This is a genomic window from Sulfitobacter sp. OXR-159 (genome assembly GCF_034377145.1).
Taxonomy (GTDB): Bacteria; Pseudomonadota; Alphaproteobacteria; order Rhodobacterales; family Rhodobacteraceae; genus Sulfitobacter.
Genome location: NZ_CP139711.1, coordinates 1 through 24291, shown reverse-complemented (window position 1 = coordinate 24291; position 24291 = coordinate 1). Strand labels below are relative to the sequence as shown.

The window sequence follows — 24291 nt, the reverse complement described above, 5'->3', positions numbered from 1 at the left end:
AAGCCCAAATATGCAGCTTCGGGCCAGCTAGGCCAATCAGAGCAGATCGGCAAACTGCTCTAGGTCAGCAACAGTTGCGACCAGCCCTTGCTGTGTCAGGATCGACAAATACTCGTCAACGCTCTTGCGCGGGTTTTTGAGGCGCGCGCGAACTTTGCGCAGCGCTGAACAAACCAGGCCAGGCGTGAGAGAAAGCTGATCCCGGAAGAAGTCATCGGGGTGCTGAGTCTCGATGCCGAACGGCGCGAGTCTCTCGGGCGGGAAGTCCTTCAGGTTCTGAGTGACGATAGCGTCACAGCGCCCGACGATGGCGGCTGAGAAAACCCGCGGCCGCGACAATGACCAGAAGGTGGAGCGCGCTTTGCATGGTCTCTCCTTTAGCCCAAACCTGGATGGCTTGAAACACGGGCGGAGTTTCGTGTGTTTTCGTCATTATCCGCCAGAGAGTTAACCTTCACATCAGGCCGTGCTATGCGCGTGCCATGACGCAGCGCACACAAGACCCCCCGATGCAGATCGCCAAGCAGCGCTTCAAGTTGCGGGGCTGGATCACCTCCAGGCTTTGGGCACAGGTGATGGCCGGGATGATCCTGGGGTTTGGGCTCGGTCTGCTCCTGAGCGAGGCAACGGGACTGGTACAGCCGGACACCGCGGAAGTGATCGGGATCTGGCTGGCGCTGCCCGGCAAGATATTTCTGGCGTTGATCGCCATGGTGCTGATCCCGCTGATCTTCTCGTCTATCGTGGGGGGACTCTCGGGTGCCGGATCGGGCGAGGAGTTGCGCTCGGTCGGGTTGCGGCTGGCGGCCTTCATCCTTTCGACGACGACTGTCGCGGCGACCATCGGCGTGATGCTGGCTCAGTGGCTCAAGCCCGGCGAGGGGCTTGCCGGTTTTTCGGCGGGGCCTGCCGATCCGGCCCTAGTGGATCTGAACGGCGCGATACCGGACGTGCCGGATCAGGAGGCGCCAGCCGCCCTGCCGGACATGATCGTCAATATCCTGCCGACCAACCCCACCGCGTCGATCGTGCAGGGGGACATGCTGGCCGTCGTCGTGCTTGCGCTGCTGGTCGGCATTTCGGTAACCCAGGTTCAGGACAAGCGCGCCGCGCCGTTCCTGGCCTTGATGGATGCGGTGCTATCGATCTCGATGAACATCGTCAAATGGGCGATGTTTCTGGCGCCTTTCGCGGTCTTCGGGCTGATGGCACAGCTGGTGATGCGCATGGGGTTCGAGACGATGCTCGGCATTTCTGGATATGTCGGCAGCGTTCTGCTGGGGCTGGCCGCCCTGCTGAGCCTCTATTTCCTGATCGCGCTGCTCTTTGCGCAGGTCACGCCGGTGCGCTTAGTGAAGGCGGCGGGCAGCAACCTGTTGTTGGCCTTCTCGACCTCCAGTTCCTCAGCGGTGATGCCGGTGACAATCCAGACGGCGCGCAAGCTTGGCGTGCCGGAAAACATCGCCAACCTGGTCGTGCCGCTCGGGGCGACGATGAACATGGCCGGCACCGCGCTCTATCAGGCCGTCGCCATCCTGTTCCTCGCACAGCTTGCCGGGGTGGACCTGACCGCCGTCCAGATTTCCGTCGTCGTCGGGACGCTGGTGGCGTCCAGCATCGGCGCGCCCGGCACGCCGGGCGTCAGCATCGCGATCCTGGTCAACGTAGCGACGAACATGGGCATCCCGGTCGAGGGTATGGTGATCATTCTCGGCGTCGACCGACTGCTCGACATGTGCCGTACAGCAGTCAATGTCACCGGTGATTTGGTAGCTGCGGTGCTGCTGCGCGCCGTCGGGAGAAATCCCGTCGAAACCGCATAAGGCTAGCAATACAGTTTTAGGCAGCGGGCTCATAAAATTCGATCCACAGCCTGACCGACGCCAGTTTGATCATCGACAAGAAATTGCGTGACGTCTTCATGCCCTCGTTTTGGAGGGAAAGACTGTCGGGCGCCTGTCCGAGGCAGCAGAGCTGAAGGTGCAGGATCTGTCGCTTGCCGCCCGAAGGGGTGGCCATGATCTTGCGACCCTTCATCGCGTAACAGGCCCGAGCGTGCATATTTGATCGTTTGATGGGACATGTCGCGTTGCCCTTTAATCTGAGACGCGACGCGTTTGGCGACAATTTTTGCCCTTAATTGTGAGATACGGCTGTCATGGGGCCCCTGTTTCTCGCGCACCTTTGCGCGATGTGATCAACCGCGGCAAGCAATCGAGGCTCCTTCTCGAAGGCGCGCAAGAGAGCAACCCTTGCATAGTCGTCGATGCTTTTGCTGACGATGGCTGCCTTAGCCAAGGGATGAGATCGAGCGGCGGCGATTGCGGCGAGGCAGAACAGCCTAACTTCCGATCTGGGGTTCTGGACAGCGAACGACGGATCCCCGCGGAAGGTTTTGAGTGACATGGCAAAGGTGACTGCGCGCATTGCGCGCCGAAGTTGCTTGGAGCTGCGTAATCGCGCGGCGTATTCAAGCCGCGCGGCGCCGTTGCGCGCACGATTTATCAGCTTTTCGGGCATCTGTTCGCCACTGGGCTTGCCGAGCGTCGGCACAAGTCTCGTCCCGCAAACCTGACAGTCGAATGCCCAGGCTCGCCTCCAATGCTTAAGCGAAAGGCCCTCTCTGGAGCATTGCAGGCAATGCTGGAATGGCATCTGGGCCGTCAGCGAGGCTTCTCGTGTCGTCATTGCTGGAAAGGTCAAAGATCGCACAACATCTGGGTCAACCCGTGCGGCGTTGGCAATCTTCGCCGCCGCAGCCGCGTCGACGTTGAAGTTCAAGGCGATGCCATGCGCGGTATCGATTCTGAGATGAGCCAGTAGTTCCGCATCATCACAGTAGTTGGCCGCCGCCAGCCGAGACAACCAACCTGACAACAACTCGTCTGGCAGCGGCGCGACAGTCTTGGGCAGCGGGTGCGGCTTCACACCCGGGACTTCTCGAGCCGCCGATGGGGGTTCGCATGGCGCGACCAAACCGGCGTCCATTTTGCGATTGCGTCATCGGTGATGCATTCATCACCTGTTACAATGGCGTCGATGGAAAGATCCTTGATCAGGGCGAAAATGCGCGAGGTCACCCCACCGGTCAGTGCAAGTATCTGCTTGAGTGACTTGACCTTCAGGTTGGACTTCTTTTCCAGTGGCATGGCAGCAATAAGGGTCTGGATCATGTCCGAGAACTCGGCATCGTCGCGCCAGTTTGGCAGATGATGTTCGTCCAGCCGTCGGGCAAGCTGGATATCACCACGGATGGCATCGACGGCCTCGCTGACCCCAAGGCAGACCAGTGACACCTCGAGTTCATTGCTGAGATACCGCAGGACATTGAGAAATCGGCGCTGTTCGCGGTGGGTCCCGGCCAAGAGATTGTGGACCTCGTCGATCATGATCATCCGCAGGCCAAGGTCGCGTAAGAGCGCGATGACACGGACTTCGAGGGAAGCCACATTTTGAGCGCGGGCGCTAAGAGCCGTCGCCGGGGCGCCGACGGCGGCCAGGATGTGCAGGTAAAACCGCCGTTCATCAGGTGCGGGCGGCGCTTGCAACAGCAGAAGCGGTGTGCGGGTGATGCCCGACGCCGGATCGTATTCTGGTGCGTACTTGCGCGACAGGTTTCGGGCAATCATCGTCTTTCCGATCCCGGAGGCGCCATGCACAAGAAGCCCAGGCATACGGGTTTGTCGTGGCGCTTCGATCATGCCCTGCAAGCGGTCCAACACCTGTTCCGCCCGAGGAAAGCCGATCCAGATATCCGATTGAATGAGGGCGATCCGGCCGTCTTCTTCAGTTGTCCCTGCCCTCAATTCACCATCTCTCCACCTTGAACAATGGGCGCGATGTATCACCCGTATCGATCGGGCGCAGCCCTTCGGTTGTCGAGACGGCCGAGTTCGTGCCCTTCAATGTCCCTTTTCTTTCACGGGTTCTGCGTTCGGCCTTCGTCAGGCCCCGGCTTTCAGCTTCGATCTGGCGTTGCTGTCGGATCAGCTCAGCCAGCACCAGCTCATTAGACCCGGACTTGCCAAGGGCACGGGCCTTCCTCATCGCTTCGCGATATTCCCAGAGCGAGACGGGCGGAATTTCCAGGTTTCTGTACCGCGCCTCAACATACCGGCCATCGTCCAGTTCGACCCAGATCATTGAGATATCGCGAGGATCGTAGCGAACGACCACCTTTCCATCCCCGCGCCCAATGTGGCCTGCAAGGGCATCGGACCAGTACCTTATCTGGAACAGATGGATGCCGTCACGCCTGATCTTGCGCAGTTCACTCGGCAGGAAGCTCACCTGAAAGGCTTCCATCTCGAAGGGGATGTCGCCTGTCATTTGCTCTGAGAGCGCCTCCCATTTGGCAACGGGCGTGCAGCCAAGACTTGAATGAATGCTGTTGTTGTAACGGCAGATTTCCAGAGCAAACCAGCGATCGAATTCGCTCAACGTCATCGTGGCCTTGCTTTCGGCGTCATAGTCGCCCTTTGCCGCGATCGAGGATTGCGTTGTTCCCGGCAACAGGTGAACGGCCCCCATCATGGTGCCGATCAACCGTTCGATGTGACCACCGAAGTGAGGACTTGCTGGCGGTCGATAGACCAGATCGATCCCCCAATCCGCACAGGCCGACCGAAAGGCGCGCGACCGGAAATCGCGACCGTTATCGACGTGGATGCTGTGCGGTTTGCCCTGTGCCGGCCAAGGAACATCGCACGCCAATTCCGCAAGAAGTTCCTCCTTGAGGGCCACCGCCTGTGTCAGGCAAAGCGCCACTGACAGACGCGAAGGTGCCTCGAGAGAGGTGTAATATCCGGTCACCATCCGCGTTGCGACGTCGATCGCCAGCGTGACCCAAGGCCGCCCAATTGGTTTGCGTTCCAAGCCGTCGACAAGAATGATGTCCGCCGGTGTATGATCAATTTGGACGATCTCCAGTGGCATACTGGCCTTGTTCTCACCTGTGACCGGCGCAAATTTCTGGCGGGCCGCCTTTGCGCCCTCTCGTGCCTTCGCAACTTCGCGGGCATCCATCGCATCCAGACGACGCTGAACCGTTCGCCGTGTCGGCGGTTGCAAGCCCTCCTGCCAGCAAGCGCTGCGGATTTCTGTCACGACGCGCGACAAGCTCGAACGCTCCCGGCGCAAGAAATAGCGGCGAAGGTGCTCCTCGATTACCGCTTCGACTTTGCTGGATATTAACATCGTCCCGGTCGGGCGGCCCCGTTTCCGCGGAGCCAGAGCGCTGGTGCGCCCACCCTCTTCCGCCAACCGTTTTATCCAACGCCAGACCGTCGCCCTGCTGACACCAAGCTCCCAAACGGCGTCATTGATGCCACGTTCCAGGCTGCCAGTCCCATTGAGATATGCCTGAACAAGAGGGCGCAGCACCGCGGCCCTGCGCGCCTCTTCAGCACCAACGGCAACGGAGTCTTCGCCATCATCATTCATCGATATTTGCCGCAAATGTCTGTGAACCCTGTCTCAGGTTTAAGGGCAAAAATATCAGAATTAAAGGCAAAATCTCATATTTAAGGGCAAAGCTAAGCCGTTGATTTCGTTGGATTTCCCATCTCACAATTAAGGGCTACGCGACAGCTGCGGAAGGCGTTTCCACTTCAGTGCTGGCGGAACGGTTTGGCGTGTCGGTGCGGGCGATCCAGTACACGCTCAAAGCCGATGCGGAGCGCCAGACGGATGCCGCGATCCCGGTCTCAGCGGTCAGTGTGAAGGTCACCGCTGCGGAGCTTGAGGCGCTCGACGCGGTGTTGGCGAAGGCCGGGATCGAGAGCCGGGCCGAGGGTCTGCGGCGGCTCATCCAGGCGGCGGGTGGGGTGTTCGTCCCGGACGCGCAAATGGCGGTCGAGATGGCGCGATACAGGTCCTCTTTGCATGAGGTTGGCAATGGGGTCGCGCAGATCGCCAAGCAGATGACGAAGGCCAACCGGCAGGGGCAGGGGGCTGATGGTGGCACGCGTGCCGAGTTCTCCGAATTGCGCCTCGCGCAGATGCGCGGGCTGGCGCGGTTCATCCTCGATTCCGCCGACGAGATCGACCTGCTCCTGCGGCGCCGTCGCGATGCGATACAGCTCAAGGCCACGGCCGCGTTAAGGGAGTTTGCTCATGCGGCTGAATGATGCGGTTGACGCTGTCACAGGCGAGGTCTTCCGGGACGGCTGGAGCCGGATCCGGGGCTCGATGCAGGGGCTGCATGTCGCCAAGCAGAGCCAGCTTGCGCGCGCGGCGGCGGGGCACCGGCCAGCGGTCTTCAAGGCGATCCGGGGCGGGGGCACGCATACAAAGTCGCAGCTCACAAACCAGCTCGAGTACCTCACCACCAAGTCCACCCATATCGTGGACAGTAGCGGGTTCCTCGATGGAAAAGCGAAGCTCGAGGCGCGTGACATCAAGGATCTGACCGAGCGCTTTGCCAAGCGGTGGGATGCAGGCTTCAAACCCAAGCTGGGCCAGACCACCCACATGCTCATGTCCTTCCCCATCGGCACGCGGGGAGAGGATGTGCGCGACATCGCGACGGATGTGGCCGAGCGGTTCTTCCAGAGTGACGCGGGGCATTTCGACTACATCATCGCGGTGCATGAAGACCGCGATCACCCGCATGCGCATCTGGTGCTGAACCGCCGCTCGCAAGAAGGCGAGTTCTTTTTCCTCGGGCGCAACCATCGCTTCAACTATGAAGATTTCCGCCTCGCCATGGTCGAGGAGGCGGAGAAGTACGGCGTGCGGCTGGAAGCGACGCGCCGGGTGGATCGCGGGGTTGTGCATTACCCGGCCCCCACCCGCGAAGTTTATGCCGCAAAGGAAGAGGGTCGCGCACCCCGCGAGCGCGAACGTGTGGGGCAGGACCTGGCGCGGACGCTGGCGGAGATCGCCAATACCAGAACCGTCTACCATTCGCTTGCCGCGGAAGCCTCCCGGGAGGCCCGCGAGGATATTGCCGCGGCCCTCTTCCGCGCCGGCGAGGTGCTGGCGCGGGGCGGGCAGGTGGATCGAACAGGAGATGTGTATATGGCCGAGGATCAAAGTTTCGAGGATCTGAGAAGCCTCTATGCGGAGAAGCTCGCACGGGTGCAGGGCATGATCGCCGAGAAGCCCGATGCGGAACGTCCCGTGCTGGAAAAGCGCCTCATCGAGATCCAGGCGCAGATCCAGCACATGCAGCCTCTCGGTTTGCGATCATCCACGCTCTCCGAGGCTCCTTCGGAAGGCGGGGTCTATTCTGAGGCCAATATCGACGCCAGCCGGCTGGACCGTCTGGCCGGGCCGGACTTGCGGTCGCGCATAGACACCGCGCTGCGCGGAACCGGGATCAGCACATCTGAAGTGGTAGCCCGGATCGAGACCGGCGCCGCGAGTGCCGCGCTGGAACATCAATGGATCGCCGATGATCTCTCAAAGGTCGCCGAGGCTCGCGATCTGAACCTCGAACGCCGCGCCGATCTGGAGCAGGCGCGTGACATCCTAAATGACGTGCATGTCGAACTTGGCACGCTGTTGAAACGGGAAAACGTGCTGCGTCGGGATGGCGTTGTGGAAACGGAAGCGGTCAGCGAGCGGTTCCATTATCACGAGGGCGCGGTCCGGGCGATGGAAGGGACAATCCGTCAGGAGATGCGCGCTGACGGCCTGACAGCGCAGCAGATCGAGGACCGGGACTGGGAGGTTGTCTCAAGGGCGGAGCGCCGGATCGAGACCGAGCAGCGCGCGTATCTCGAGGCACATCCGGACCTACTGACACGGCCGGGCGATGTGATCGACCGGTCCGAGCCCTACAGGGAGGCCATCACCGATGCTTCCCGCGCCAGCGAGATCGCCCGCGATGTCGACCGGATCATGGAGGCACGCGACCTCCGCACGCCCATTGCGGATGCTGTCACGGATGACTTACGAGCGCGCTATCCGGACATGCCCTCCCACCTCGCCCGTGGGCTCGGCGCGACCTATGCCGCCGTTGTGGAGATCCGGGACACGGAGGCCATCAATCAGGTTCGCCGCGACAACGAGTTGCGCGAGGGGCTTGGGGTTGGCACGCGTGACGAACGTCTAGCCACCCGCGATGAAACGGCGCCGCAGACTGACCGTACCGACCTTCTCGCAGACGAAATCGCGCGTGTCCTGGACCATGAGCGGGCGGGGGAGTTGTCCGCGCCCTTCGAGACCGAGGCGGAGCGGGACGCTTTCCGAACCGAGATCGCGCGGGTGCTGGATGACCGTCAATTGGGCCGGCTCACATCCGGGGATGCCGATGCGCTGGACAAGGTTCTCGAGGACCGCCTCGACCGGCTCTATGTCGCCAAGGTCTACCTGCAATCCGATGCAGCGACGGCCAATACGGAGGCCTTGCGCCAGGTGGTCGATGAACTCGCCGACGCGGAATACGAAAAACACCGCGCGACAGACGTGGATGGCGAGACCGAGCGGGGACAAATCCATTGAGCGCCGCCATGGGAAAGGCGCGGATCGCGACCGGCGTTTTGCTGGTAACGCTGGTGACCGCCGCCATAGGCTACACCATCGCCTCGGCGGTGCTGAGCTACCAGGACCTCGGCTTCGGGGCCGAGATCGATTTCGCCTATATCGCGCAGAACTATCTCGCGATACTCGATCGCCGCCCCGAGGATGCCCAGCTCATCCATCTGATCATCGGCAGCTTTGCCGCCGCCGGCATGATGCTGAGCCTCGCTCTCTCGGGATCGGCCCTGACACGGTTTGGCCAGACCCATTGGCAGAGCGCGCGCGAGATGAAGGCCAATGGCTTCTTCGGGGCGCCCGGCACGGGATTTATCCTCGGCAAACTCGGCCCCCCAAAATCCCGCGCAAAATACATCTGCTCGAAGGTCTTCCCACACGCGCTGATCGTGGCGCCCACGGGTCGCGGCAAGACCACGGGCTTCGTCATTCCGAACCTGCTGACCTGGCAGGGCTCCGCAGTCACCCTCGATGTGAAGGGCGAGTGTTTCGAGGCCACGGCGCGCCACCGCGCCGCCCAGGGCGACAAGGTCTATCGCTTTGCCCCCACCGATTGGGAGGGCAAGCGCACGCATCGCTACAACCCGCTCCTGCGTATCTTTGAGCTGAAAGATCCCGCGCGCCAGCAGATGGAACTGCAGCTTCTGGCGACGCTCTTCCTGCAGAGCGACAATGACCGGGTGCAGGGCCTCCTCAAGGGCGGGATCGATCTCTTTGTGGCAGCAGGCTTGCTGGCCTTCCAGCGCAAGCGTCCCACCTTGGGCGAAATCTACCGCATCGCCGCCTCGGGCGGGAACAAGCAGAAGGAGTATTTTGCGCGGGGTCACGAGGTCGACAACCGGGCGGCCAAGCTGATCTTCACGCGGTTGGCCTCGACCAACAACGACACGCTGACCTCCTACGTTTCGCTCCTGATGACCTCGGGGCTCGATCAATGGCAGAACCCGGCGATTGATGAGGCGACGGCGGTGTCGGACTTTGATTTCCGGACGATCCGCAAGAAGCCCTTTTCGGTCTATCTGGTGGTCCAGCCTCTCATGGTGAAGCCGCTCGCGCCGCTGATCCGGCTGTTCTTCTCCGATCTCCTCTCGGCCATGCAGGAAAAGGATCCCGGGCCGGATGAGCCTTGGCCGGTGATGATCATGCTCGATGAGTTCAACCGCCTGGGCAAGATGCCCATCGTGGTCGAGAGCATCGAGACCTTGCGGACCTACCGCGGTCATCTGGCCGTGGTCACCCAGACAATCCCCGCCCTCGATGAAATCTATGGTGAGAACACGCGCCGCGCGCTGCAGGGGAACGCGGGTGTAAAGCTCTACCTGACGCCTTCGGATGAGAAAACCGTCGAAGAGTTGAGCAAGGCGGTCGGCAAGACCACGAAAACCGTGGTCACGCGCTCCCAGTCCATCGGCAAGAACCCCTTTGAAGGGCGCAGCCAATCCACACGGACCGAAGAGAGCTCCTTGCTCCCCGAAGATGAGGCCCGCCGCCTGCCGCTCGACGAGATCGTCATGGTGATCGATGCGCAAATGCCGGTCCGTGCAAAGCGGATCCAATATTTTGACGACCGGCTGTTCAAGGCGATCCACGCGGCGCAGACGGGTGAGTTGCCGTTTCCGGATCAGGGGGGAGGGGGGCCGCAGGGGAACCTGCCGCTGAGTATGCGCGCCATGCCGATGACACCGCCGTCGAGCGGGCCCCGTGGTTCTGAAGCTGATGTGGAGCGGACACGCGAGGCTGCTGGTGGCCAATCTTCAGGGCAAACCGATGTCGCCACAAAGAAGACCGCGCCCGTCGTTCAAGCCGTTATCGCCGAGGAACAACGACAGATGGAAATGGATTTGGGGGGCCAGGTTGCGGATGCCGAGACAGTGGGCGTGGATGATGAGGCGCAGATGCGCTCTGCCGTTGATGGCTTGGACGATATGGAAGCGATGCTGCGAGAGGACGGCGGTGAAAAGCTGTTTACCCGATAGGGTGGCTAGGATCGTATTTCGATCGAGCGGGCGGGAAGAGGTCTTTCGCTGCACAAGTCTTAAGTGTCTGCTTTGATGGTCGAAATAGGAGTTCATGGTCGCCAAGTCCAAGAGGATCGGTAGATTGTTCGCCCATTCCAGTCCGCGCTGGTCCACATGTTGCGCCTCGGGTTTCCGCCGAATTTCGATTTTTCGTTCAATTTCTTGTAGACGGCTGGAGTCAACCGCGTTGCGAAATCGCTCGAAAGAGAGTTCATTCGTGCAGCATTGTTGGCGGCGCTTCCGACCCATACGAGGTCATTATTGTTGCGAATACCACTCCTCACAACGAGCATCTCTGACGTATCGATTCCAACGGTATGGCGAAGAGAAAATTTGGTCGATGTGTATTGGTCTTTCAGTGCTGGATTGATAGCCTTCTTAACCAAATAGTTGATCTGAAGACCTGTTTTGGCAGCGTCAGAGTTCTTGCTGTCTCCGATAAATACGCCCATCACTCGGTCACCATCGAAGGATCTAACATCTCCCCCGTTTAGCCGGATCACCCTTGTGGCGCAGAGCAAAAACGCTTTGTAAACCTCGGCCGCGAACTTGGCGTCGTATCGATCTACAATCTGCGTTGACCCATCAATGTCTGCGTAGAGTATCGTCGCGGATATTGAACGCCCAACATTTGACAGGCCCAGGTCTTCTGACTTTGGAACAACTTGTCCTTTGGTCTCAGTCCAGGCTGATTTGAAGATGCCCCGAACGTCATCGTGTATCTTGTTCTCGAATTCACTCACTTTTGCTGGAGTTCCTTCGAAGATCTCGATCTGCCAGCCAAGACATGAACGCCAACGCGGCAAGGGAGAGATAGATTATTAAGACAACCCACCACTTCTGCTCGGGGTTCGAGTTGAAATTCCAAAGAAGCGGCAGTTGGTTCTGTGTCCCATCGACTGAAAATGAAAGGCTAAAGACGGTTTGGACTGTTTGAGCAATCATAGCTGCGCCCGAAAGCCAAAACATGTTGCGATAAATCAGGTCTGGATTCATCCGGATAGCAACGAGGGTGCTCAAGGCACCGGCACCGAGGGCCGACAAAATCGCAAACCAAAGTGGAGAGCCCCAAGCCCAAGCCAAATGCCACAAAGGAGTCCAACTACTGCGCCGAACACTATCGAAGTCCATGTCCAGGCGTTTCCCGGCGATCTACTACTGGTGCCAAGTAATCTTATGTTTTTTCGATTCATGGAATCTACCATGCTCGACAGTCGCGTAGAAAACTCGGTGTGCGTGGACATTAGAGTTCTAAAGTCGTGTGCCGAGATAACCCGTGCTTCCAATTTCTCGGACTCGACACAGACATCTGCGGAGCGAGCAGCACCTGGTTTCATTGCCGCCATTTCGCCAATGGTCTGAGGTGCCTCTCTGGTATCAATGAAGGTTGAGTTGATGGATACTCTGACGGATCCGAACAAAATGAAGTAAACATCATCAGCATCCTCGCCGTGGGTCATTAAAACCTGACCCTTGTCGAACTTAACCAGCCTCGACATGCCAATAATTTTAGCCGCGAGGTCGTCTTCATTGGCAACGAGTTCGCTTCGACAAATGATCTGTCGGTGCTTGTCTAACACTTCTGTCGACAATTGATCATTTTCCACCGGTGGCGGTGGATCGCTTATTTTCTTCTTTCCAAACAAGTCTCTATTTCTTCCAAGTTAAGTATTTTGAGACGGTAGCTGCTCTTATTTCGCATGGCCTTCCCATCCATTTCGAGAGGATCAAAGCCGTAGAATCTAAGGTAATAGAACAGCATTGCCTTGCGCACTGGGAGCTCGAGAACGCCGTCAACCATGCCGTACTCGATCTCAATCTGTTCTCTTTGCCTTGCGGTAAGGGTTGGATCTGCCTGAAGTTTTAGCGCTGCTATTTGTTGCCAAAGTGCGTCTGGGCGCGGATCCGGGCATTCCTCTTGCAATACGCTTGCGGCTTCAATTCTTGAAAGCACAAAGTCTGAGAACCGGCCCTTCTCCACATCATAGGCACGCATGTGCCATCGGTGTCCGTCGCTAGCAATGGCATGAGGGCAAAGCGTTCGTATGGTTTCTGAGTCTGAGCTGAGCGAAACATATCGAACCTCCAAACATGCTTCTGCATCAATTGCATCGAGTACTGATCGAAGAATTTTCGGATCAACCTTGCGAGACGCGATGGCAACAGCGTCAAACTCCGGCAAGTGAGTTGGCCAAATTTCCTCTTTAGTGCGATAGCCTTGATGAAACATCTCCAGATGAAGAAAGAAACCGGAAGACTCCCCGCTGGAGAACTTTGGCTTGAACTTTGAACCCACGACGTAAGATCGGCGTCGCGGGTCGTAGCTCATGTTGCGGGGTGCGATATCAAGATATGTGGTTAGGTCGTTTGTCGCTTGTTGAGGCGATATCTCGAACTGATTTTGCAAGGCCTTGCGACCGATCGAACCTGTCCATTGCAACTGAAAATCGATAAACTCAAAACGTCGCCGTACACTTGGTTTGATGTCCATAGCTTGTCCCCCCCCCTGATGTCTCCCAATTTCTACCATATTGACATTTTCTTGGAAACTCCTATTTTGTATGACCACAGAAAAAACTTTGCGACTCGCTGCCATGCTGAGCCGCTATGTTAGGAGATGAAGATCATGCCTTGGAAGCACTCGGTCGCACGTGATCGTATTCAGAAGCTCTTGGATGAAGTGCCCGAAGTGGATGTCCAGCGCTTCGACCAATATTGGTCGCGATATCAAATCGATAAGGCGCTGCAGACAGCGATGAAGCAGCCCACTACGCCACCGCTTTTCAGCCTACCAAGGGACAAGGCAGTCGTAGTCGATACTGTTCAGATCTATATCTCGATCGTAGGGTACCATGAGATGCGTTTGGACGATGGTCGTGAAACCGAGGGATCTCACGCGCGGGCGCTTAAGGGGCTGCATCTATACTACGGCGCGGCGGATCGCGTGATCGAAGAAACCAGTGCACAAAGGGTCGACTTTCACAGCGGGCGGATGCATGCAGTTTTTCTTGAGACCGGGGGCGGCGGAGTATCGCGAGAAACTATAGGTCAAGCCCTTGCCTTTGTTGAAGATTTCAAGCGCGTAGTCCAATTGGCCAATGATCGGTTGGCCAATGGGGAGTTTGGAACTGAGTTCCGGATCGGTGTTGATGTTGGGACATGCGTTGCGATCAACAACGGGACCGGGTCTGAACAAGAACCGATGTTTCTCGGTTCAGCGGCCAACCATGCAGCAAAGCTTGCAGAAGGTGATACGGCCGGTGTGTACGTTTCAGACCGAGTTAGAGCCGTGCTTGGATATCAAGAAGTTGGCGTGCTCGAAGAGTTTTTGGGGCTGAACGCAAGCCAAATCAGCACGAATTCAGCCTACACTTCTGACGATGGCAGCTTGATGTTTGGCGTAATGAACAGGCAAGCCTTTTCGGAACGAGTTGTAGACACTTGGTCGGGCGATGTTCGAAAGGGGATTGTGGACGACTTAACTTCCTCCGATTTTAGGTTTTCCTTCAAGCAGCCTCCTTTGAGCGAGATTGACTACTCGCAACTCTATCCGAGCAAATCAATCCGGATGCCTCTGGTCTCATTGTTCGCCGACATATCGGGCTACACCAATTTCATCGACGAGGCGGTGTCCGAAGGAAACATTCAGGATGCCGTGCGCGCGCTCTTTGTCATACGCCAAGAGTTTCAAAACGTGGCAGAAGCCGACTTTGGCGGTCGCAAAGTTCGGTTCATCGGTGACAGTATCCATGCTTTGGTTGCAGAAGGCAGCGGCACATCAACTGACGAAGCTAAGAGTGTCGCCACAGCCACACAGTGCGCAGCGGGATTTCATGCTTCCTTCGACCTTTGCAAATCGATGCTTGAGGAGATCGAAAGCCTAGAGCTTGCCGTAGGTCTAGAGCTCGGCCCGACTCCGATTTCGAGGATTGGTATTCGAGGCGAACGATCCGTACGAGTGGCGTCATCAAAGGCCACATCTACGTCGGAGAAAATGCAGCGAGAGTGCAACGAGGGCGGTGTAAAGATCGGACCAGACGCACTTCGTGTTGCTCCCAAGGGCCTTATTGATGTCCTCAGTGATCAGGGGTACGCGAGAGAAGTCGACTACGACGATGTCTCAGCTAGCATTCTTGCGACGCCGACTGAATTGGCTCAACCGTTGTACGCTCGAGCCCACGTCCCCTCGGAACCAAGCCAACCGCGCGCGCATCTCGCAAAGAAATGAACTCTCTTAGGCTACTGCTGAAACACACCCCTTTATGGGTCAGAGTAGAAACAGATAGACCAGCAACGGCGCAGGTAACTTGCGAACCCCAAAAGGCGAGCGGATCGATCGCGGGACACTACCTTCTGAAGCTCGCTCTATTGCACGGAGGAGGCGTTAGCGTGGCGGAGGACGTAGCGGCCAATCATTTCCCCGCTTCCTGTCCTGAGAGACACATCAATCCCGATGCCACCTTTTGTATCTCCTATGGATCAACTGAACCGCTAATCGAAGCGCATGCGGCGATAGCCTGGTGGGAATACCTACGCATGTTCCTCCTTCATCAGGAGTATGCGCGGAAGTATGGAGTGTGGCCTCTTGAAGGAGGTCTTTCTCACGGGGACGCGGCGCGGATTCAGGAAAAAATGGAAGAGCTGGCTGCTCCATTGGGTTGGAAAGAAGAGATCCTAGTCGGCATGTTCCGCGGGAAGGGCTGGTTGGCCAACTCCTTACCCAAGGCATCTCACCGCTTGGATCGATTGCTCAATTCTAGAACTCCTTGCCCGAGGGGTTGCACGCGTCAGGCCGACAGCAATCGTTCGATTGTTTGCCGTCCAGTAGACACCGACCGAGAGATGACAGGTGGGAAACCGATCCTAAGGGCAGAGTGTCCAAACAGATCTGCACTAGAGCGCATTGCTTTACTGGAGCACAGGCGTCGCAAGGCGCAGCACGACTTTATCCAGGATATTTGTAAGGATGCGCCCAAGTGTTGTGGGACGATGAAATACTGCCCTCTGGCCAAATCGAGTTCGTGACCGGTACCCGTCATCGCCGCCCCAACCTAGCCAACCGGGCCAGTTGCGCCAGCATTCGAGACCCGGCCCCCGATGATCCTGTGCCGCTTGCTTGCCCCGTCTGTCCCATGCCTTGCCGCACCGGCATCTGCTGCACGCCGAAGAACTGCCGCGCCTTGAGAGCTGCGTATTCCGCGCCACTTGCCCCGCCGATCAAGTAGCGATTGTAGGCCTGCTGCCCGCCGCAAACTGCATGATGCTGCCCAATCTGGCGCAGACCCAATTGCGCAGGAAGGTCTGGCACAAATCCAGGCACTCTATCGCATCGAAAAAGACCTGCGCGGCCTGCCTGCCGATCAACGGCTTGCTGCACGACAGGACCGCTCAAAACCCAATATCGATGCATTCGAGCTTTGGCTCGCACAAAGCCGTGCACGCGTCTCAGCCAAATCGCCCACAGGAGAGGCCCTGAAATACATCGCCAAATACTGGGACGGGCTAATCCTGTTCCTCGACGACGGTCGCATCGAACTGGATTCCAACCCCGTCGAGCGCACAATCCGTCCCATCGCCCTCAACCGCAAAAACGCGCTCTTCGCAGGTCACGATGCCGGGGCACAAAACTGGGCAGTTATCGCGTCTCTGATCGAAACCTGCAAACTCAATGGGATCGAACCGCATGGCTATCTGGCTGGTGCCATGACAGCCATCGCCGCGGGGCACAAACAGACCGACATCGACCAGCTGCTGCCCTGGAACTACGTCAGATCCGTGTGATCGGCGCACCGCTCTGATGTCTTTTTTCAAGGGGAGAGCCACACGATTGGTTACGCCCGGGCGTTCGTCGTGGTCTGGACGCCCAAGGGTGGGCACGAGGTCTGAAGACGTCGGTGAACAAGCTCTGATGCGCGGGCTGGATACCGCATGACCGATTGTGCGTCTCGGGGCTATTCCTGTCTTACAACGGGCGTCAGCACGAAGCTGGCCACAAAGCGAGTGTCGGATATTCCCCTGCCGTCGACCTCGCGCCCGCCATTGGGCGCGTCGGGGGAGCGAGTTCAGCGCGCAGGCATGGTACGGCGGGCGATGTCCCACATGAATGCGGCCATCTCTCGCGCAATCGCCGTGGTGACGACGGTCGGCTTCTTGCCGCGCCGGATGAGCTGGCGATATCGGGCGGTCAGGCGAGATTGCGCCTTCCAGGCAATGTCTTGGACCTCCGGCGACTGCTCTCTGAGGATGTAGAGCTTCCGCTCTCCCGGTCGTGCCTGCAGGCGGTAAGTCCAGGCCCCCTCGATCAGCTTGTGTCGCACGCGGGCGTTGCCCGCACGGGTGATGCCACCGCGCCTGGTCGTTTTGCCGGTCGAGTATTCGCTCGGCACCAGCCCGAGATAGGCCATCAGTTTCACAGGTGTCTCGAACCGCCGCACATCGCCGATCTCGGCCATGAAGGTGACGGCGCTGATCAGCGCCACGCCCCGCAGCGCTTGAAGCGCGTTCACTGCTGGCGCGAGCGTCCAGTCCGGCACAAGGACCTCGATGTGCCCGGTCAGCCGCTCCAGCCGCTCCGAGGCATTTCTTTCCGCCTGCAACATCTCCTGCAGCGCGATCTGGTGCGCCGGGTGATCGAACGTCAGGGTCTGCAGCCAGCGCCGATAACGCATCGTCCACGGCTTGGAGCGTTGATAGACCCGCCCATGACGCAGAAGGAAGGCCGAGACGAGCTGACGCTTGTGGCGTTGATCCTCTGCGGCACTTTCCCGGGCCCGGACCAGATCGCGCATCGCCTCGTGCGTCTCGTCGGGGACCCAGACTGGGGTCAATTCTCCGGCACGTAGAAGGCGTGCAAGACGCAGGGCGTCAAGTCGATCGGTCTTGACCCGCTCTCCGGCCCTGACCGGAATCAGGGATGGCGCGACCACGCAGCATTCGCAGCCGGCCGCACGTATCTGCCGGTAGAGGCCGTAGCCCGTCGGTCCGGCCTCGTAGCAGGTCGAGATGTCTCCTCGCCCGGCAAGCTTCTTCAGCAACTTGCTGATGCTGGCGGGTGTGTTCTCGAACGTGCCAAGGCTGAGAACCTCGTCCCCACGCTCTCCACCCGCGATCGCGACCGCAAGTTTGTCCTTGGACACATCAATTCCGACGTAGATCGTTCCTTGGGTGTTCCGCATGTCTTCCTCCATCGCAAACCGACGGCACCCGCCGCCCCGCGACCAGCATACAGGCGGATCAGGCAGGGCCGGGTCGGGCCGGTGGAAAAGACATGCGGTCTTACAAAGGAGCGGCACAATCCCGCGACAGGTCCAGTAGGTCACCTGGCTGATGCCTGCCTTACGGCAGATCTCAGACACCGGCGTGCCTTCTTCGCCCTGCTTGATGATGAACGCTTTCTGCGCGTCCGAAAACTTCGATGCCTTCATGTGATTCCGCTCCTCTCCCAGCCGGGAAATCGTAGCGGAAAACTCCAGCTTCAGGCGGTCCAGTTTGCAGGGATCAGATCACCATCGATGCCCAATTTGGCGGCCTTTGATTTACTTATCCGGTGACAGGTGTTTTCGCCTCGAAGAAATCCACGGACGGACGATCATGAAGAAGAAAAACACTGCAATTAGTCCAAGAAAGAAAAGACTATCCGGTCTAGTGAAGAAAATGGAGGGGCTCCCGTCAGTAATGGCAAGGCTACGCCTCATGTATACCTCGAGGTCTGGCCCGAGAATAAAACCCAGCAGAAAGGAGACCATTGGATACCCACCGCGCTGCATGAAATAGGCACCAACCCCGATGGCAAGCGCGGCTCCCATCTGAAACACAGAAAAAGTTGATACATATGCACCTACCATGGCAACAACTGCAATGCTCGAAAAAAGCACCGCCTTGTTGATTGAAACAAGCCGCATGTACCAGGGACCCAAGAACAGAAGAGTGATCGGGATCAGTAGTGCCGCGATGAGCAAAGCTGCCATCATTGGTGTTATTACTGCGAATTGCTCAGTCATCATCTGTGGACCCGGTTGCAGGCCGTTAATGATAAGGACGCCGAGTATCACCGCGGATGTAGTATCTCCCGGTATGCCAAAAGTTAACATCGGAACGAGAGAACCACCGCACATCGCGTTGTTAGCGCTTTCGGAGGCAGAAATTCCTTCTACGGAACCATTGTTGTATTCCTCAGGACGCGAGGAACTGCGTTTCGCCTCTGCATATGAAACAAACGCTGCACTGCTTCCCCCTGCTCCCGGCAGGACGCCAACGAAGTAGCCAATCATCGCGAACTTTATGTAGCGGTAGGTGCCGATGAAGCTGTAGTCGGAACCGCGTGGCAGGAAGTCACGCCAACTCCACTTCACTGACTCGGTTGGGTTGTAATTCAAAGTATTCTTATTCCGAGAGCTTGCCGTAACCTGAACCAATAACTCGCTAATTGCAAAAGCCCCGATGATGACAGCCATCAAATCGATACCCTCAACTAAAGAGGGCAGTCCGAAGGTTTGACGTGCCTTGGAACTTGCCACATCAATTCCAATCGTGGCGACCATGAGGCCAAGCAGCGTAGCGACGATGCCCTTCGCAATGGACTGATCGTTCGAAATAATGATTACGAAAAAGGCGAATAGGATCAGAGAGAACTTCCCGGGAGTTTGTACATACAATGCCGCTTGAGCTATTATAGGTGCTAGTGTCATTAGTAGTACGGCACCAACCACGCCCCCCATCATCGACGCTAGGCCCGCACTGCGCAACGCGCGAGCACCCTCCCCCCGACGCATTAATATGTTGCCTTCATATGCAGTCATAACAGCGCAAGGTGCGCCAGGAATGTTTACTGTTATAGCGGTGATGCTGCCGCCATACTGAGCTCCCATGAAAATAGCGGCGCACATGACAAGCGACGGGGTAATGTCCATCGAATAGGTAATCGGCAAGATCAATGCTATCGCCAATGTGCCTGTCAACCCAGGGATCGCCGCAAAGAGAGTCCCGATCAGGAAGCCGGCTACCAAATACCCGAACACCGCCGGTTCCGCGATTGTTTCGAAGCCCCCAAGAACGTGCAGCAACTGTTCCATCATGTCAGCAATTCCATTTTTGGGAGTTGAATGCCGAAAAGAACGGCAAAGAACAAATATGCGAATAGACTTATTGCCGCGGCCACTACGATATTCAGTGCAATCCCGAGAAAGCCTTTCGACCATCCGAACCGGAAAGTAGACAGCAGTCCCAGTGAGAAAAAGAAGGTGGCCACTGCAAACCCAAGCTTTCGAAACAACAATACATACAAGAGGGAAATCAATATAACGGCGGCCAGCGAAACATATGCGCTGCTACCACTGGGACGAACGGAAGGCTCCAGATCATGCATCTCTTCTAAGGATCTAGGGGCGGACTCTATGTCGTGTCTGACCTTGTGCCGCCTAATTTGCCCCACAATAACCGCCAATAGTGAGAGGTACATTGCAACACTAAGAACGATTGGCATGAAGCCCGCACTAGGTAGCCCGTAACGAAAAAAGGAACCGTTCTGCAAAGCCTCAACAAGATAGGCTGTAGTAGAGATGAAAATAATTATTGGCAGGATCCAGTCACCAGACCGGAAATACGAGAGCTTTTCAGGCATTAAAGTTCCCTCATCGCGAAGTTGAGTAATTCGGGCAACGGTGTTACCGTCGCCCGCCTCCAATTTATAAAAACTGGGGTGAGTTTCAGGCATTGAGGAATGCCGCTATTCGAGGATACCACGTTCCGTCAGGTCTTCGAGAATTTCGAAAACCTTAGCCTGAAAGTTAGTAGCGAATTCCGTAACCTCATCACTCCCCATCCAGGTGGCCGTCACACCGACCTTTTCCGCCCAATCCTGAAACTCGTCGCTGTCCCAAGCGGTCTTGATCGCCTCTTCCAGAATCCGTTTCGCCTCATCAGGCGTTCCGGCCGGAGTAGCAAACAACAAGAAACTCCCCGTCTGAAGGTTAAGCCCTACCTCTTCGCTTGTAGGTACATCAGGAAACCCCGGATTTTCGGTCGCGCTGAACTCGACAAGTCCACGCGCGTCCCCGGATGCCAGCAAGGGTGCAAAATCCCCAAGACTGGTGACCGCCGCGTCGACCTCGCCGGATAGGACGCCTTCTTTCTGACCTGCGCTACCGTCGGGAAATGAAACCACGCGAAATCTAGTATTGGTCATTTCCTGAAGCTGCAAAAGTGTCAGATGCGTCATGGACCCTAGGCCCATAATGCCGACGTTGATTTCTCCTTCCGCTTCCTTTGCCGCTGCAACAAGTTCGTCGAAGGAAGTATAATCTGTATCGCTACCAACGATCATCGCATTAGGTTCGGTGGTGACCAAAGCTATCATATCAAGCTTGTCGAGACTGTAGCCGGGTAGAATTTTTTCCCATGGCACAGTCACGATGCTATCGTAGGTTAAAGCACCAATGGTGTAACCGTCAGCAGACGAGTTCATGAGTCGATTTATTCCGATAGAGGTGACGCCCCCATCCAGATTCTCGACAAAGATGGATTCTGGTAAATCACGTTCAGCGATGCTCATGATTTTCCGAACAACACCGTCGGCACCGCCCCCCGCTCCCCAGGGGACAATAGCTTGAATGGCGCGTTCTGGGTATTCTGCAACAGCTCCAGTGGCAGTTGCTAAAGTAAAAGCACTCACCATGAATGCCGCACTCAGCTTCAGCTTCGATCTCATCAGTCTTCCTCCCTTTTGGCTAGCAAAATACTAGCTCTCTCTCTTCGACCCTTTCCGTGGCAAGCAGCTGCGTAGACTTCACCGAATTGCGTTGAAACCTTTCGTCAACCGATCACAAAGCGTTCCACAGGGACAAAAGAACCTCGTGTGCCATTGAATCATTTGCCAATCTTAGTTGCTTTCCCGACCCTCTTGTTTGGGTTAGCCGCTCCCTCGGCGTGTCTTTCCAGAAGCTTCAGGTAGAGTAAGATTGCCGCATTTATATCGCCCCATTCTCCCGTAGCTTTGCAATTCTAGTGGGATCATACTCGAGCATCTCGGATAAGATTTCATTAGTGTGCTCGCCCAACATAGGAGGTGGCAGACGAACATCGAGTTCGTGACCCTCCATCCGAATGGGGGTACGCATTATCTTGGCCTTCACATCTGGTGCGGCGCTATGTTCGACCTCTTGAACGATGCCGCGTGCCTGAATGTGAGGATCGTCAAAAACTTGGGCAAGGGTGTTGATTGGCCCGCAAGGTATTCCAGCCGTTTGCAGATCGGCCAGCCACTTGGTCGAAGAACGCTTAGTAAACTCTGAGCGGATTTCGATTAGTATCGCTTTGCGATTGACAAGTCGTTGGGTGTTTGTTGCTGACCTTGAATTGTCCACCAGATCAGGTCGCTCGATAGCCTGACAAAGGCGCTCAAACTGATTGTCGTTTCCGACGGCAAGGTTGATGTGTCCATCAGCTGTCGCAAACGTTTCATACGGAACGATGTTCGGATGGGCATTGCCCAACCGTTGTGGCTCCGTACCCCCGATCAAGTAGTTTGAGGCCTGATTGTACAACCATCCGACCTGACAATCGAGCAGCGATATATCTATGTGCCGCCCGGAACCTGTTTGATCACGCTCCCTCAGAGCCGCTAAGATAGACACTGTCGCATACATTCCCGCCATGATGTCGGAAATCGGCACCCCCACCTTCATCGGCATCCCTTCAGTCTCGCCGGTGATGCTCATTAGCCCGCCCATACCCTGAACGACGAAGTCGTAGCCGGGCCGTGTGGCATAAGGTCCTGACTGCCCGAACCCTGTGATGGAGCAATAGACAAGATTTGGGTTGCGGGCGTGGACCGTATCCCAGTCCAGGCCGCGGCGCTTAAGATCACCTACCTTAAAATTCTCGATCAGAACGTCGCTCTTGTCGATGAGGTCATTAATGATCTCTAGACCTTCCTGAGAAGAAATGTCGATGGTCAGGGACCGCTTGTTGCGATTGGTCGACATGAAATAGGCGCTTTCGAGCGTGTCGTTACCGTCACGATCTTTTAGAAAGGGCGGGCCCCAGCCGCGAATATCATCACCCTTATCCGGTCTTTCGATTTTGATGACATCAGCTCCCAGATCTCCCAATGTCTGGGCGCAGCTTGGCCCCGCAAGAATGCGCGATAGATCGAGGACGCGCAAACCTTCAAGTGGCGAATTCATCTAATCCCCACCTGTTCAGAAATGATCACACCAGGGTTCATGATCGACTTGGGATCAAGCGCTTGTTTTGCCGCCGAGAATGCTGCGCTAATCGGTGCAGGACGCTGTTCTTCGTACCATGGCATGTGCAGTCTACCGACAGCGTGGTGGTGGGTTATCGTTCCCCCGGCCTTCATCACGGCATCATAGGCTGCAATCTTGATCTCCATGCATTGCTCACCCATCCGTTCACGATCCGGCAGGCAATGGAAGGTGAAATACGGTGCGGGACCATTGGGGTAGACATGAGTAAAGCGACAGGTAACAGTGCCTGCCCGACCGGTCACACGCTTGATCGCTGCATTCACTGTTTCGATGACTGTGCTATGCAGCTCTTTGAAATCTTTCCAGCACACAGCCGTTTCAAAGGTCTCACGACATATACCGCGCGCGGTCATGTGCTCGCGATAGTATGGCCCTCGAATAAAGGCGTTACGCCATTGACCAGCTACGCTGTTGCGTCCCTGTTCTGTCTCATTAACTGGCGTGCCTCCGAACTCGCGACACAAATCAACGGTTAGATCCAGAATTTGATCGACGGGATAATGTGAGCTTTCATATCCAAGAACCAGAATGGGGCGGGTTCCATCAAATGATCCGGTCAGCTTAGCTTCAAGCGCATCGATCAGCCGGCAGTTATCTGGATAAAGTCCAGATTGCGAGATCGCACGTACCGCTTCAACTCCCTGATCATATTCAGCAAAAGTCACTGTCTTGGTCGCTTTGTGCTTGATCCGGGAAAGAACCCTAATCCAAGCTTCGGTGATAATGCCCACTGATCCTTCGGTACCCATCACGTATCGGTCGGGCGACGGACCCGCACCAGAAGCAGGCAAACGGCGGCTTTCGCTAATTCCACTTGGCGATACCATCCGAATATTTTCGACGTAGTCATCAATATAAGTGCCGTGTGTCGCGTAGTGCCCGGCAGCCCGCGTCGCAATCCAGCCACCAAGCGTCGAAAGCTCAAAGCTTTGAGGATAATGACGCAGTGTGGCATTGTGATCTTTCAATTGTGTTTCCAGGTCGGGCCCATACACCCCAGCCTGCACACGCGCCGAACGGGACACGGGGTCGAATTCCAAAACTTTATTTAAATACCACATGTCGATGGTCACTACACCGGCATAGTTTCCCTCGATTTCAGGATTCACTCCGCCGACTACACTCGACCCGCCGCCAAATGGAATAACCGCAGCACCAATGTCACCAGCCCAGTCTATGATTGCGCGGACGTCATCTTCGGTGCGCGGATAAGCAACCACGTCGGGGGCGTTTCTAAAATCACCACGGAACATCTTAGCGCTGTCCAGGAATGATCGGCCATAGCTATGCAAGGCGCGTTCGTACCGATCAGTGCGACAGATAGTCTTAATTGCCTCCGGGAAAACATTTATTCTGCTTTCAGGCATGTCGATGCTGTCGAGGGTTGGTGCAGCCATTACATCGAAAGAGTCGACGCCAAAGGTACGATGCCAAGTATCTAGAACCGGGGCCATCTCTTCGGCCGTTGCGCTCTGATCCTCAAATCCCCACGCATAAAATTTTCTACGTCTCTCGCTCACAACAAG

Annotated in this window: 20 protein-coding genes and 1 pseudogene; 7 read left to right on the top strand and 14 right to left on the bottom strand. The window is 57.0% G+C overall.

Annotated features, from left to right (window positions below; translation table 11 throughout):
- Positions 1 to 36: 36 nt before the first annotated feature.
- The gene (locus T8A63_RS20925) at positions 37 to 339 is read right to left on the bottom strand and encodes a hypothetical protein (RefSeq protein ID WP_229709631.1); all 303 of its coding nucleotides are present in this window, start codon (positions 337 to 339) and stop codon (positions 37 to 39) included.
- A gap of 170 nt (positions 340 to 509) precedes the next feature.
- Between T8A63_RS20925 and T8A63_RS20920 the strand changes: the two genes are divergently transcribed.
- A complete protein-coding gene (locus T8A63_RS20920) occupies positions 510 to 1823 on the top strand; it encodes a dicarboxylate/amino acid:cation symporter (RefSeq protein ID WP_073038198.1) in 1314 nt (437 codons plus the stop codon).
- A gap of 16 nt (positions 1824 to 1839) precedes the next feature.
- Here the strand turns inward: T8A63_RS20920 and T8A63_RS20915 are convergent, their stop codons facing one another.
- From T8A63_RS20915 to T8A63_RS20900, 4 genes are all read right to left on the bottom strand, one after another.
- On the bottom strand, positions 1840 to 2019 hold the full coding sequence (locus T8A63_RS20915) for a hypothetical protein (protein WP_322346662.1): 180 nt from the start codon (positions 2017 to 2019) through the stop codon (positions 1840 to 1842).
- Between the two features lie 117 nt (positions 2020 to 2136).
- Positions 2137 to 2928: a TniQ family protein gene (locus T8A63_RS20910; protein WP_322346648.1), complete on the bottom strand. Its 792-nt coding sequence runs from the start codon at positions 2926 to 2928 to the stop codon at positions 2137 to 2139.
- Complete coding sequence (locus tag T8A63_RS20905) at positions 2925 to 3848, bottom strand: TniB family NTP-binding protein (RefSeq protein WP_322346646.1); 924 nt, start codon at positions 3846 to 3848, stop codon at positions 2925 to 2927. Before T8A63_RS20905 ends, T8A63_RS20910 begins: the two co-directional genes overlap by 4 nt.
- The gene (locus T8A63_RS20900; protein WP_322346645.1) at positions 3808 to 5442 is read right to left on the bottom strand and encodes a Mu transposase C-terminal domain-containing protein; all 1635 of its coding nucleotides are present in this window, start codon (positions 5440 to 5442) and stop codon (positions 3808 to 3810) included. Before T8A63_RS20900 ends, T8A63_RS20905 begins: the two co-directional genes overlap by 41 nt.
- A 113-nt stretch (positions 5443 to 5555) precedes the next feature.
- Between T8A63_RS20900 and T8A63_RS20895 the strand changes: the two genes are divergently transcribed.
- Genes T8A63_RS20895 through T8A63_RS20885 form a run of 3 tightly spaced genes read left to right on the top strand, consistent with a single transcriptional unit; the run spans position 5556 to position 10457 of the window.
- The gene (locus T8A63_RS20895; RefSeq protein WP_322346710.1) at positions 5556 to 6128 is read left to right on the top strand and encodes a transposase; all 573 of its coding nucleotides are present in this window, start codon (positions 5556 to 5558) and stop codon (positions 6126 to 6128) included.
- Positions 6115 to 8448, top strand: a complete 2334-nt coding sequence (locus T8A63_RS20890) for a relaxase/mobilization nuclease domain-containing protein (RefSeq protein ID WP_274594647.1) — start codon at positions 6115 to 6117, stop codon at positions 8446 to 8448. Before T8A63_RS20895 ends, T8A63_RS20890 begins: the two co-directional genes overlap by 14 nt.
- A gap of 8 nt (positions 8449 to 8456) precedes the next feature.
- Positions 8457 to 10457, top strand: a complete 2001-nt coding sequence (locus T8A63_RS20885) for a type IV secretory system conjugative DNA transfer family protein (RefSeq protein ID WP_274594646.1) — start codon at positions 8457 to 8459, stop codon at positions 10455 to 10457.
- A 92-nt stretch (positions 10458 to 10549) separates the two neighbouring features.
- On the opposite strand, the gene T8A63_RS20880 is transcribed toward T8A63_RS20885, so the two are convergent.
- From T8A63_RS20880 to T8A63_RS20870, 3 genes are all read right to left on the bottom strand, one after another.
- On the bottom strand, positions 10550 to 11242 hold the full coding sequence (locus T8A63_RS20880; RefSeq protein WP_254704042.1) for an adenylate/guanylate cyclase domain-containing protein: 693 nt from the start codon (positions 11240 to 11242) through the stop codon (positions 10550 to 10552).
- A 273-nt stretch (positions 11243 to 11515) separates the two neighbouring features.
- The gene (locus T8A63_RS20875) at positions 11516 to 12145 is read right to left on the bottom strand and encodes a cyclic nucleotide-binding domain-containing protein (protein WP_322346658.1); all 630 of its coding nucleotides are present in this window, start codon (positions 12143 to 12145) and stop codon (positions 11516 to 11518) included.
- The gene (locus tag T8A63_RS20870; protein WP_274594645.1) at positions 12124 to 12990 is read right to left on the bottom strand and encodes a WYL domain-containing protein; all 867 of its coding nucleotides are present in this window, start codon (positions 12988 to 12990) and stop codon (positions 12124 to 12126) included. Before T8A63_RS20870 ends, T8A63_RS20875 begins: the two co-directional genes overlap by 22 nt.
- 135 nt (positions 12991 to 13125) lie before the next feature.
- Between T8A63_RS20870 and T8A63_RS20865 the strand changes: the two genes are divergently transcribed.
- The 3 genes and pseudogenes from T8A63_RS20865 to T8A63_RS20855 form a co-directional block, all read left to right on the top strand.
- The gene (locus T8A63_RS20865) at positions 13126 to 14727 is read left to right on the top strand and encodes an adenylate/guanylate cyclase domain-containing protein (protein ID WP_274594644.1); all 1602 of its coding nucleotides are present in this window, start codon (positions 13126 to 13128) and stop codon (positions 14725 to 14727) included.
- A complete protein-coding gene (locus T8A63_RS22470) occupies positions 14724 to 15524 on the top strand; it encodes an E2 domain-containing protein (RefSeq protein ID WP_368373169.1) in 801 nt (266 codons plus the stop codon). Before T8A63_RS20865 ends, T8A63_RS22470 begins: the two co-directional genes overlap by 4 nt.
- A gap of 204 nt (positions 15525 to 15728) precedes the next feature.
- Positions 15729 to 16280 (top strand): annotated as a pseudogene (locus T8A63_RS20855) (IS66 family transposase); the annotation flags it as partial.
- A 281-nt stretch (positions 16281 to 16561) separates the two neighbouring features.
- Here the strand turns inward: T8A63_RS20855 and T8A63_RS20850 are convergent.
- The 6 genes from T8A63_RS20850 to T8A63_RS20825 all read right to left on the bottom strand — a co-directional run bounded on the left by T8A63_RS20850 (position 16562) and on the right by T8A63_RS20825 (position 24285).
- On the bottom strand, positions 16562 to 17923 hold the full coding sequence (locus T8A63_RS20850; protein WP_322346654.1) for an IS110 family transposase: 1362 nt from the start codon (positions 17921 to 17923) through the stop codon (positions 16562 to 16564).
- A 111-nt stretch (positions 17924 to 18034) separates the two neighbouring features.
- On the bottom strand, positions 18035 to 19570 hold the full coding sequence (locus tag T8A63_RS20845; RefSeq protein ID WP_306130379.1) for a tripartite tricarboxylate transporter permease: 1536 nt from the start codon (positions 19568 to 19570) through the stop codon (positions 18035 to 18037).
- The gene (locus tag T8A63_RS20840) at positions 19570 to 20211 is read right to left on the bottom strand and encodes a tripartite tricarboxylate transporter TctB family protein (protein ID WP_274594642.1); all 642 of its coding nucleotides are present in this window, start codon (positions 20209 to 20211) and stop codon (positions 19570 to 19572) included. The genes T8A63_RS20845 and T8A63_RS20840 overlap by 1 nt, the downstream gene beginning before the upstream one ends.
- Positions 20212 to 20223: 12 nt before the next feature.
- A complete protein-coding gene (locus T8A63_RS20835) occupies positions 20224 to 21204 on the bottom strand; it encodes a Bug family tripartite tricarboxylate transporter substrate binding protein (RefSeq protein ID WP_274594641.1) in 981 nt (326 codons plus the stop codon).
- A gap of 259 nt (positions 21205 to 21463) precedes the next feature.
- Positions 21464 to 22681, bottom strand: coding sequence for a CaiB/BaiF CoA transferase family protein (locus T8A63_RS20830; protein ID WP_274594640.1), 1218 nt, complete (start codon positions 22679 to 22681; stop codon positions 21464 to 21466).
- The gene (locus T8A63_RS20825; protein WP_274594639.1) at positions 22678 to 24285 is read right to left on the bottom strand and encodes an FAD-binding oxidoreductase; all 1608 of its coding nucleotides are present in this window, start codon (positions 24283 to 24285) and stop codon (positions 22678 to 22680) included. Before T8A63_RS20825 ends, T8A63_RS20830 begins: the two co-directional genes overlap by 4 nt.
- Positions 24286 to 24291 lie beyond the last annotated feature (6 nt).

What these genes read in the sequence shown, in the direction of transcription:
- T8A63_RS20920 (WP_073038198.1), top strand. Translation starts at nt 510, where the DNA reads ATGCAGATCGCCAAGCAGCGCTTCAAGTTGCGGGGCTGGATCACCTCC.
- T8A63_RS20915 (WP_322346662.1), bottom strand. Translation starts at nt 2,019, where the DNA reads ATGGCCACCCCTTCGGGCGGCAAGCGACAGATCCTGCACCTTCAGCTC.
- T8A63_RS20900 (WP_322346645.1), bottom strand. Translation starts at nt 5,442, where the DNA reads ATGAATGATGATGGCGAAGACTCCGTTGCCGTTGGTGCTGAAGAGGCG.
- T8A63_RS20890 (WP_274594647.1), top strand. Translation starts at nt 6,115, where the DNA reads ATGCGGCTGAATGATGCGGTTGACGCTGTCACAGGCGAGGTCTTCCGG.
- T8A63_RS20885 (WP_274594646.1), top strand. Translation starts at nt 8,457, where the DNA reads ATGGGAAAGGCGCGGATCGCGACCGGCGTTTTGCTGGTAACGCTGGTG.
- T8A63_RS20870 (WP_274594645.1), bottom strand. Translation starts at nt 12,990, where the DNA reads ATGGACATCAAACCAAGTGTACGGCGACGTTTTGAGTTTATCGATTTT.
- T8A63_RS20865 (WP_274594644.1), top strand. Translation starts at nt 13,126, where the DNA reads ATGCCTTGGAAGCACTCGGTCGCACGTGATCGTATTCAGAAGCTCTTG.
- T8A63_RS22470 (WP_368373169.1), top strand. Translation starts at nt 14,724, where the DNA reads ATGAACTCTCTTAGGCTACTGCTGAAACACACCCCTTTATGGGTCAGA.
- T8A63_RS20850 (WP_322346654.1), bottom strand. Translation starts at nt 17,923, where the DNA reads ATGAAGGCATCGAAGTTTTCGGACGCGCAGAAAGCGTTCATCATCAAG.
- T8A63_RS20845 (WP_306130379.1), bottom strand. Translation starts at nt 19,570, where the DNA reads ATGGAACAGTTGCTGCACGTTCTTGGGGGCTTCGAAACAATCGCGGAA.
- T8A63_RS20840 (WP_274594642.1), bottom strand. Translation starts at nt 20,211, where the DNA reads ATGCCTGAAACTCACCCCAGTTTTTATAAATTGGAGGCGGGCGACGGT.
- T8A63_RS20835 (WP_274594641.1), bottom strand. Translation starts at nt 21,204, where the DNA reads ATGAGATCGAAGCTGAAGCTGAGTGCGGCATTCATGGTGAGTGCTTTT.
- T8A63_RS20830 (WP_274594640.1), bottom strand. Translation starts at nt 22,681, where the DNA reads ATGAATTCGCCACTTGAAGGTTTGCGCGTCCTCGATCTATCGCGCATT.